The sequence below is a fragment of the Nitrososphaera sp. AFS genome, assembly GCF_009898475.1.
In the GTDB taxonomy this organism is placed as follows: domain Archaea; phylum Thermoproteota; class Nitrososphaeria; order Nitrososphaerales; family Nitrososphaeraceae; genus Nitrosopolaris.
The window spans coordinates 1-9,287 of the sequence record NZ_QURE01000087.1; the positions used below are offsets into that span (position 1 = coordinate 1).

The window sequence follows — 9,287 nt, forward strand, 5'->3', positions numbered from 1 at the left end:
ACAACAACAACAACAATGGAAATAGCATAAAGGTAGACCAACAGGTCAATCAACTAAATGCGTGTAATAGCACAAGTTCTGAGCCTACGTTAGTCAGAGGTGCTATGAGCACTGACAATGGTGGAAGCGGTAGCAGTACTCTATGCTTCAATACTGGTAGTAATTCAGCTGACATACACGGTGGCATGCACAGATAATCGTAAAGTAACGAATTAGTATTCTCCCCCACTCTATTTTTAGTTGTTTTGTCAGAACAAATTTTCTCAGACTCCTAAAAATTCATTCAGCTAATAAGGATTATAAACCGTGACAGGTTAAGAATAAAAGTCTTTGTCTATTATTAATCCGAAAATAGAGGTAGAAACAACACCCAACTCAGTTGCCAAAGTATATGAGAAATTACAAAATAAGATTTCAATTAGACAAGATGCTACAGACAGACCTCTAACACTTAGTGAAAAAATTCTCACAGGACATCTCTATGAAAATATAGATTTTAGTTCAGCTGATGCTTTCATTAATGGTAAGAGTTATGTTCTTCTGAATCCGGATAGGGTTGCATTGCAGGATGTAACTGGGCAAATGACGATTCTCCAATTTATGCAAGCCGGCCTAAAACATACCGTTGTTCCAACAACAGTTCACTGTGACCATCTTATTCAGGCAAGAGTAGGAAGTGGCCCTGATACAGAGGCCGCGCTTTATGAAAATAACGAGGTGTACCAATTCCTTGAATCGGCATCAAGAAAGTATGGATTGGGATTTTGGAAACCTGGAGCAGGTATAATACATCAAGTGGTTCTAGAAAACTATGCTTTTCCAGGAGGGTTAATGATCGGAACAGACTCGCATACTCCTAATGCAGGAGGGCTAGGAATGGTCGCAATGGGTGTCGGGGGACTTGAGGCAGCAGAGGTAATGGCTGGTATGCCCTGGGAATTATTGTATCCTAAACGCATCGGCGTGTATCTTACTGGAGAGTTGAATAGATGGTCCTCTCCCAAGGATATTATACTTTATGTGGCATCAAAGCTCACGGTTTCTGGAGGAACCAATGCAACAATAGAATATTTTGGACCTGGAGCTAAAACCATAAGCTGCACGGGAAAAGCAACCATAACTAATATGGGTGCAGAAGTTGGTGCTAGTTGCTCAATATTCCCATATGACGAGAGGATGGAAATATATCTTAGAGCAACTGGACGAAGAGAGATAGCTGAGCTTGCGAACAAACATATTGATTTACTAACTCAAGATCCACAGATAGAAAAAGAAATATCTGAAAACCGACAGAATTCGATAAACTTTTTTGATCAATTAATAGAAATCGATCTTTCTAAACTTGAGCCATATATTGTTGGCCCTCATACTCCAGACCTTGCAAGACCGATATCAAGGATGAAAGAAGATGTAACGAAGAACAAATATCTTGACAAAATTTCAGTTGCTCTTATCGGAAGTTGCACAAATTCTTCATACGAAGACATGTCACGAGCAGCGAATATAGCGGAACAAGCAAGAAAAAAAGGAATCAGAACAAAAGTACCCTTACAAGTTACGCCAGGATCAGAAATGATTAGAGCCACAATCGAAAGAGATGGCCAGATGCGATCACTTAAAGACATCGGCGCAAATGTACTTGCAAATGCATGTGGCCCATGTATAGGACAATGGAGCAGACCTGAATTAAAGAAAGGGGAGCCTAATGTCATTGTTACATCATATAACAGAAATTTTCCAGGACGTAACGATGGAAGAAGGGAAACAATGAATTTTATAGCAAGTCCAGAGTTGGTCACGGCTCTTGCATTGGGAGGAAGGCTCTCATTTAATCCACTTACTGACGAATTGATTGCAAATGATGGAACAACATTCAAGCTAGACCCTCCTAAAGTAGCACCTGAAACCCCAGAAAATGGTTTCAAAGATGCAACTAGTAGTAGTGTCTTTGTTGCACCAGTTAATGATCCTTCCAAAGTAAAGGTAATAATTAACAAGGATAGTCAGAGATTACAAAAACTACAACCATTTCCAAAATGGGATGGCAAAGATTTTGAGAAATTACCAATATTAGCAAAAGTAAAGGGTAAATGCACAACTGACCACATCTCCCCCGCAGGACCTTGGTTAATGTATAGAGGATATTTAGACAAGATAAGCGATAACTTACTTCTTGGTGCTGCAAATGCTTATCACGACGGAGAAGTAGGAAGCGGCAAAAATATTCTTAACGGTAAAACTGAGTCATTTTCTCATATTGCTAGAGAGTACAAAGAAAGTGGTCTGAAATGGGTCATAGTAGGAGATAATAATTATGGAGAGGGCAGCAGTAGAGAACATGCTGCCATGACTCCAAGGTATTTAGGATGTGCGGCTGTAATAGCTAGAAGCTTTGCTAGGATACATGAAACCAATCTCAAGAAACAAGGAGTACTAGCATTGACATTTGCAGATCCATTGGATTATTCCAAAATTATGGAAGATGACCGGATTAGTATTATCGCATTAAATGATATCCCATCAACTGTGTTTTACATCACGTTGACGGGAGAGAGGAAGAAATATCTTTATTACATTCTTACAATCAATCTCAACTCATTTGGTTTCGGGCAGGTTCCGCCCTTAATATGCTCCGTTCGACAGAAGCCAATTAACAGCCTATCCCAATCAGCAGATATACCATAAGAGGTAAAAATAGACGTGTTCAAATACTATTAACTAGTAGTATTATCAGAAGAATCGCTAAGACCGATATAGTAAAAAATATAACGCTACCATAAAGAGTAACACACATTTAGCAATAGCAGCAAAAACGATGATATCCCTTACCTATATTACTACTAGAGAACTATTATATAGATGAGCTACGTCCTATAATACTTATACAATATTCTACAAAGAAGTCGCATTTTCGTACTCTTCGGATAAGAGTACTCGTACAGATCTCCTAACGCTCCCACGTTTCTTTACCTTATATAGAGTATGGAGAGACTTGATATTACGTAGGTATTTAGAGTATAGGCCATTTCCTTTATTGCTGCTGTTAAGGCCTGAATATCTTTTGATTTTGAGTTTTCTAGAGCTATTGCTATGCTGTTAAGTGATTGAGATTGAGGTTCAATTATGGCTCTAACAGGGACGAAATCCTTGTTCACGTGTCTATATATAGAAACGACGCATATAATAACGTTGCCATTTACAGCAACGTTTGTTGGTAAGGATTTCAGAATATAGATATCTATTAGTATGTCAGCTTCTAAAAAAATGGTGATATGCTAAGTAAAGCGGAATTAAAGTTTTTGAACGACCTCAAGAAAAGAAATATAAAGAATTATGATAACAGTTATTTAAGGACTCTCAAACACAGAATATTAAAAAAGCATAAGCGTCTAACTTATGAAGCATTATTGATCAGTGAAGTGTTGGATGAGTTGCATGCTATTTAGAGATGTGATATTGCGCGTTCATCACTCTACTGACTTGTAGCTCGATTAAACACTTATCAATGATTATCCGTTGTAATGATCATTTGGGCAAGAGGTGAGGGTTTTAGATTTCAAAAACATCCGATCCTGTGGCCGTAGCTTCTTCTTTTTGCTTAGGATTTACTTCATCAATCTTTCTTGCTAGTTCAATTAGTTTTTGGTTAGCAAGTATACGGTTAAACTCGTCAAACTCTGAAGCAGACCGAATGACAATACCCCTCTTCTTTGTAGCTGAACCAGTAGCATCAACTGGATTAATTTCAATAGCAATGGAAGCTTGTCTAGATCTAGAGGAGGGCAGCTTCAAAAGGAAAACCCCAGGTAGATTGGTTGGTCTTCTTTCCCAGTCCCTAGACCCACTGAGAAAACTCGCTAGTTTATTCTCTACCGACAAGGTGATAGACGATTAGAGTCACCATAGTCATATTTCTTGTGGAAAATAAGCTCTTTCAGTTTCTTATTTGAATTAAGCCACTAGGATATTGTAAAGTAATAAAGTCAATATTAGGATATGTTCTTTATAATATTTGATACAGGCTCTATAATTGCACCGTAATTTAGCTTCATATAATCTAAACCAGCCAGATGATCTTCTGCGGTAAAGGCTTGGACACCATCCTCTGCAACTATTATGTCGTATCCTCTTACAAAGGCGTCATATGCAGTGTGCTCAATACATATGTGTGTATGAACTCCTGTCATTATAATGGCATCAGCACCTTTTCCACCATTGATGTTTTGAAGTAAGCTATCTAAAGAGGTTTCATCAAAAGAACTATACCTTCGCTTTGGTACTATATAGTCATTTGAAGCTGGTTTAAGCTCATCTATCACTCGTGCACCTTTTGTGCCTTTCATCGCATGCGCACCCCATAGTTTAAGCTCATACTCATCTGTTGGGAGATGTTCGTCATTACAATAGAATACTGGTATATCTTTCTGTCTTGCTTTTTTTAACAATAAACTTATCTTAGGTATTATCTGTGCGGCCCTAGCACTTTTCAGCTTTCCATGTATGAAATCATTTAACATATCGTTTACCAAAATCACATACCTGGTCTCTCGACTGATTTGATCAGGTTCTTCTCTCTTATTTCCCTCCCTCAACGATGGTCTCGCTTTTGCCAGAGCTTGATATATACTAAACGCCATTTTAATAAATCGCCTAACATTATTATAGTAACGACATACTCAAAGTGAGTTAAACTATTCAGATTATCTTGATCGCTAGTAATTGTTGATCGTAACTGGACAAAGAAATCGAGGGCCCGACCATTCTCACTGCCGTAGAACCCACTTTAAGCTTGTTAACTGCCAATTTGTCAAGCAATTTTATATCCTCTAGCATGTTCAAATTAATTACATAAGATTTTCATAATCAGGCCACTTAAATATGCTATCTGGCCTTTTAAGTGATGGATTTACTTACTGTCTATATATTGTTATATTTTTATTTTTATTTTATTCCTATTGATATATTTTAACGATTTTAGCGATTGAATTATTATCTTAGACATCCCAGATTAGGCTTTTTTCGATATCCTATGATTGACCAACAGGGCTACCAAAGTGGCAAAACTGCGATCGAGTTGATTCCGGATAGTTTGGATTTCCAACTGACCGTTAGTAATTTTTATCGTGTTTATCTATGAAAAGTATACTGATTTTCTTTAGCATTTTGTCATGCCTCAATGGACCTAATCTTCGTTTGAATATGCCATCTTTGACCGCAATACATAGAGCATTGAAAGTAGATCAATTCCTCATAAACATAGCCATTATTTTTTAGTTGATTTAGACTTTTTACACCAGTAATTATTTGCCACAAAATTGTAGATAGTATTTTATTGACCCTAATTATAATTCATGAAGAATCAAGGAAATAGGTGACGCAGATGCCTTCTCTCGCATTATTCTGAGGCCGATTTATGCGGAAAGTGAGAATGTTTTAAATTGTTTTATATATTCTAGATACGTCTTCATTAACTTTGGAGTGACATCATTTATCATCTGCAGGATTTTGTGATGATACTGCGTTCTGGATAATGCTAGGTTATACTCAAGGGATATATAGTTCAAATAGGATTCAATGAGTCTATTGGCCATTTCAACCAAAGGCATCATGTATTCCTTGCTCACTAGACCGCTATTTACATAGTCTTCCAGTATGTCTACCTGTTGTTTAACTAATCCATTACATGAATCAAATATATCATCCTGTATGCCAGATATTGCTTGAAGGTATTCGTATTGTTTTTTGCTTATTTTGTTGTATATGACAGAACAGGTTTTTGAGAATGTTTGGAAGGAATCATTGATATTGTCAACATCCTTACTAGGTTTACCCGATTGCAAATTCATTACCACTTATTATCATCCATATCTTAATATGACTATCCCTATAGTATTATTTATCTCAAATCCTTTATTCTGTCCTTCGTAATTCGTTCGTAAATAATCTCCCTACTCTACTTTAACGGGCTATAGAATCACGGGCGTATTAGTCTTGTACATCGATAAAAAGGCCTTCACAAGCTAATTGAAGACTAAGATATGCCAAAAGATGTTAAAAGACGAATAACAAAGGTTTTTTCCACACCTGCATCATAACGAAACGTCATTATAGTTGGACACTCAAAAAGTGACCTTTATGTGTTAGGAGTATCTACTCTGTCAGAGACATTTGGTAGAATTTGAATCTGTAATAAAAATAAAAAGACTGCTGAACAGTAGCTATAAAATCGAGAAAATTGAACCTCCGGTATTCGCATCAGACGCTGAAGTTAATATCGTAACAGTGACATTACAGTCTCCTGATGGTAAAAAGGAAATGATACGCGCATATAGAGAGGAATCTCAAGCAGTTAGGGACTATATCAGAAATTTTGTGCCATAAACTTTAGTTAGTGTGATTCTTACAAGCTCTTCCAATGAGAATGTCATTATAATGTCATCAATGATTTTCGAAGCAATAACAATAGGAGGTACTACTACCACTACTACTATATTGCTAAGTAATCCATTCTTTGTAAAAATTGGGTTAATCGGTCTATTCATAAACAGCTTGTTGTCTTCAGTGATTCCTATTCCTACTGAGTTGACAACATCTGGGCTATTATTAGCGGGTCAAAGTAAAATGGCGATATTTATAACACTAGTCAGTGGTTCAATCATAGGAGGCTTCATTGCATATTACATTGGTTATGGCGGCATCAGTTTTTTAAGACGGTTCCGTAAAAAACCAAATAAAAAAAGTGAGTATAGGGGCGCTTCATTGTTGAAAAAATATGGTTGGGTTATGCTTTTCATCTCTCCATGGATACCAATAATTGGAGATTATATACCTATTATAGCAGGCGCCTCAAAGTATAATCTTAAATTATTTAGTATCGCTATTGTTTCAGGCAAAGTAGTCAAAGGAGTTGCAATAGTATATATCGGCAGTTTGATTCTTCCATCGATCTTTCCCTCGGCAATGTCTCACACGTGATCTATTGACGGGTCTATATAACTATTAGCTACACTTGCTAGATAGGGGAATTAGAACATCACAGGAAGTGGCTTACAATATTTTGAAAAGCACTAATATTATTTTTCCATAAGAATCACCCTTGCATTGAGATCTAATTTAGGGATGTCACACTACAAATTTTGAAACTAAATTATAAACATAAAAGTATAAGTCTTCACATTTGGACATTGAATGGAAATGCCTGGTGGGCAGTCAGATAGAGGGAAAGATGGGGGAGGTGCTGCTGACACACCAGCAGACTTGTTACGTAGAACACTAGCTTCTTTGATCAGTGGCACTTCAGTGAATTCAAACCGAGAAAAAGTGGGGGTCTGGAGATATCTGGAGGAAGATATCGGCTCCTGATGGTATAGCCAGAATTTCTTCATTTGTGTCATTAACTGGCTAAGTTGAGATAAGTTAAAGCCAGGTTAAGACAGTTTGATAGTCACACCATGGCTATTACCGATTGATGCACCAAAAGGAAAGCTGAGCGGGGGTCCGTTCTGTGATTGGCTTGCGATTGCGCTATGAAGAGCCATCTTGAGCAGATAATGCGAGATTGAATGGAGTTAATTCGTTTGAATGTGCCTTTTTTAATGTTCCTCACTTGGAAATGCGATACTATCACTGATGTGTTATTACTGCACTCAAATTCTTTTGATAAAATATATCTGGTTCTAGTTCAAGAGCCACAATGACTCTTACTACTTTATGTTTTTGTTTGCTTTATCTTTCTCCTCTCGCCCTTTCCCCAGCCAGGGTCTCCAAAAGATGTCTAGCCAATTTGAACTTATTTTCTGTATATCTTTGTACAATTCATTCATCCTATCGTTGGCATTAATGAGTTCGCGATACAATTCATTCATCCTCTCAATATTCTTAATTGATTCGGTATATAGTTGATTGATTCTTTCCGTGTCCTTCATATACTCATTGTATCGCTGATTCATTCTCTCAAAATACTTAACAAATTCATTGTAGGTGTCACTTGAGCTCATATCACAGTATTGATGAATAGCATATGTGCGTCAAATATTTAAAATTTAAACATGCAGGTTTCTTTCAAAAGGGAAAAGATAAGCCCACATGGTAACAATTCTATTACTTGTCCTGTCACTGTCTGCTATGATGAGCTGGCTTGGCTGCTTACTGTGTTCAATGAACGAGTCTGAGGGTCCTATCCCCTGTATCCCTTAAGAAACCGTCAACATCTATAATAATATTCGAAAACCTACTATGGAATGTAGCGTTACTTGAGGTCAGGCTATATGTTCTGTATCTTTTCGTAGAGAGTGGTATTGGCGTTACAATCCAAATATTTCTGTAATCGGGTTGTAAGTATTCCAACCTTGGAATTTTAGCTAAATCTTCCTTATTTTTTATAATTTCTATGATAATAGATTTGCGAGAATTTCTCTTCAAGCTCTGTAAATTCGGTATGATTACATCAACCATCAGATCTTCTTTAAGTTGAATCTTCCTTTCAGATGGAAGAGTACACACAGTCAACATAAAATGAAGAAGTGCTTCGCTTACTCCTGCAAGTGTTTCATTCCAGCTGTTTATCTTTGAATTACTATTACTTATCCTTGGTATGCACCTACTCATTATGCTATCGATATACTTTTCTGAGAGGTTTATGTTTGACGTTGTATCAAATCTAATTCGTTCCTTTCCAATGTCTTCTATAGTCGAGTATAAAATATTCTTTACTTCTTCACCACTAGACATCTTGGATTAATGGATAGGATGATCAAATAGGTTTATATCGCTTAGCCTAAGATGTTTGGTCACTGATAGGCAGATCTTTTCATAATAATGGTGAAATATGCAGGAATTATAATCCAGCGATCCCATTGTACGATGAGACAAAGATAGAGTTTAACGTTTCTTAGTTTTGTCCGAACCTGGTGAATGGCTTGTGACTTTTGCCAACATATCCGCTTCAGATCAAATACATGCAAGAGTTGCTAAAACACTTACAGCTGACATACAACTCGACATGTCAACCGATGAATCCAAAAAGATGCTAAAAAGACACGCAAATAGAAAAACGAATCTAGTAATCATTTATAGATGTAAGTAATTCAAACAGAAATGAGCCTATCATTAGCCGACGATAGATTTGCTCTGATGATCCAAACGTTTGCTCAAGAGATAAGCATCGCTTTGACTGGCTATGGGGGATGTGTATTCAAGTACGAGGGGGATGCAGTTATCGGACTTTTCCCTGGAGAATATGATCGGGTAAAGGTATGTAAAAATGTATTAAATTGCACATCTTCCAT

General features: G+C 37.0%; 12 protein-coding genes and 2 pseudogenes. 7 read left to right on the forward strand and 7 right to left on the reverse strand.

Features of this window, described 5'->3' with window-relative positions:
* Positions 1 to 197 (forward strand): hypothetical protein (locus DYY65_RS08955; RefSeq protein ID WP_162477618.1); only part of this gene is annotated, 197 nt, incomplete at its 5' end.
* 154 nt (positions 198 to 351) lie between these two features.
* A pseudogene (locus tag DYY65_RS08960) lies at positions 352 to 2,654 on the forward strand (aconitate hydratase).
* A 312-nt stretch (positions 2,655 to 2,966) separates the two neighbouring features.
* Here the strand turns inward: DYY65_RS08960 and DYY65_RS08965 are convergent.
* The 5 genes from DYY65_RS08965 to DYY65_RS08990 all read right to left on the reverse strand — a co-directional run bounded on the left by DYY65_RS08965 (position 2,967) and on the right by DYY65_RS08990 (position 5,840).
* Complete coding sequence (locus DYY65_RS08965) at positions 2,967 to 3,155, reverse strand: hypothetical protein (RefSeq protein ID WP_162477619.1); 189 nt, start codon at positions 3,153 to 3,155, stop codon at positions 2,967 to 2,969.
* 394 nt (positions 3,156 to 3,549) lie between these two features.
* Complete coding sequence (locus DYY65_RS08975; RefSeq protein WP_162477621.1) at positions 3,550 to 3,879, reverse strand: hypothetical protein; 330 nt, start codon at positions 3,877 to 3,879, stop codon at positions 3,550 to 3,552.
* A gap of 110 nt (positions 3,880 to 3,989) precedes the next feature.
* Positions 3,990 to 4,637, reverse strand: a complete 648-nt coding sequence (locus DYY65_RS08980) for a cysteine hydrolase family protein (RefSeq protein WP_162477622.1) — start codon at positions 4,635 to 4,637, stop codon at positions 3,990 to 3,992.
* Between the two features lie 58 nt (positions 4,638 to 4,695).
* A complete protein-coding gene (locus DYY65_RS08985; RefSeq protein ID WP_162477623.1) occupies positions 4,696 to 4,833 on the reverse strand; it encodes a hypothetical protein in 138 nt (45 codons plus the stop codon).
* Positions 4,834 to 5,411: 578 nt separating this feature from the next.
* On the reverse strand, positions 5,412 to 5,840 hold the full coding sequence (locus DYY65_RS08990; protein ID WP_162477624.1) for a hypothetical protein: 429 nt from the start codon (positions 5,838 to 5,840) through the stop codon (positions 5,412 to 5,414).
* Positions 5,841 to 6,168: 328 nt separating this feature from the next.
* Here DYY65_RS08990 and DYY65_RS08995 point away from each other — a divergent pair, with 328 nt between their 5' ends.
* The 3 genes from DYY65_RS08995 (at position 6,169) to DYY65_RS09005 (ending at position 7,362) form a co-directional block, all read left to right on the forward strand.
* Complete coding sequence (locus DYY65_RS08995) at positions 6,169 to 6,381, forward strand: hypothetical protein (RefSeq protein ID WP_162477625.1); 213 nt, start codon at positions 6,169 to 6,171, stop codon at positions 6,379 to 6,381.
* Positions 6,382 to 6,432: 51 nt separating this feature from the next.
* A complete protein-coding gene (locus DYY65_RS09000; protein WP_162477626.1) occupies positions 6,433 to 6,975 on the forward strand; it encodes a YqaA family protein in 543 nt (180 codons plus the stop codon).
* Between the two features lie 219 nt (positions 6,976 to 7,194).
* Positions 7,195 to 7,362: a hypothetical protein gene (locus DYY65_RS09005; RefSeq protein ID WP_162477627.1), complete on the forward strand. Its 168-nt coding sequence runs from the start codon at positions 7,195 to 7,197 to the stop codon at positions 7,360 to 7,362.
* A gap of 341 nt (positions 7,363 to 7,703) precedes the next feature.
* Here DYY65_RS09005 and DYY65_RS09010 read toward each other — a convergent pair whose 3' ends face one another.
* Both DYY65_RS09010 and DYY65_RS09015 read right to left on the reverse strand, forming a co-directional pair.
* Entirely contained in the window at positions 7,704 to 7,997 is a 294-nt protein-coding gene (locus DYY65_RS09010; protein WP_162477628.1) for a hypothetical protein, read from the reverse strand.
* A gap of 157 nt (positions 7,998 to 8,154) precedes the next feature.
* On the reverse strand, positions 8,155 to 8,730 hold the full coding sequence (locus DYY65_RS09015) for a hypothetical protein (RefSeq protein ID WP_162477629.1): 576 nt from the start codon (positions 8,728 to 8,730) through the stop codon (positions 8,155 to 8,157).
* A gap of 190 nt (positions 8,731 to 8,920) precedes the next feature.
* Here DYY65_RS09015 and DYY65_RS09020 point away from each other — a divergent pair, with 190 nt between their 5' ends.
* Both DYY65_RS09020 and DYY65_RS09025 read left to right on the forward strand, forming a co-directional pair.
* Entirely contained in the window at positions 8,921 to 9,085 is a 165-nt protein-coding gene (locus tag DYY65_RS09020; RefSeq protein WP_162477630.1) for a hypothetical protein, read from the forward strand.
* A gap of 11 nt (positions 9,086 to 9,096) precedes the next feature.
* A pseudogene (locus DYY65_RS09025) lies at positions 9,097 to 9,287 on the forward strand (hypothetical protein); the annotation flags it as partial.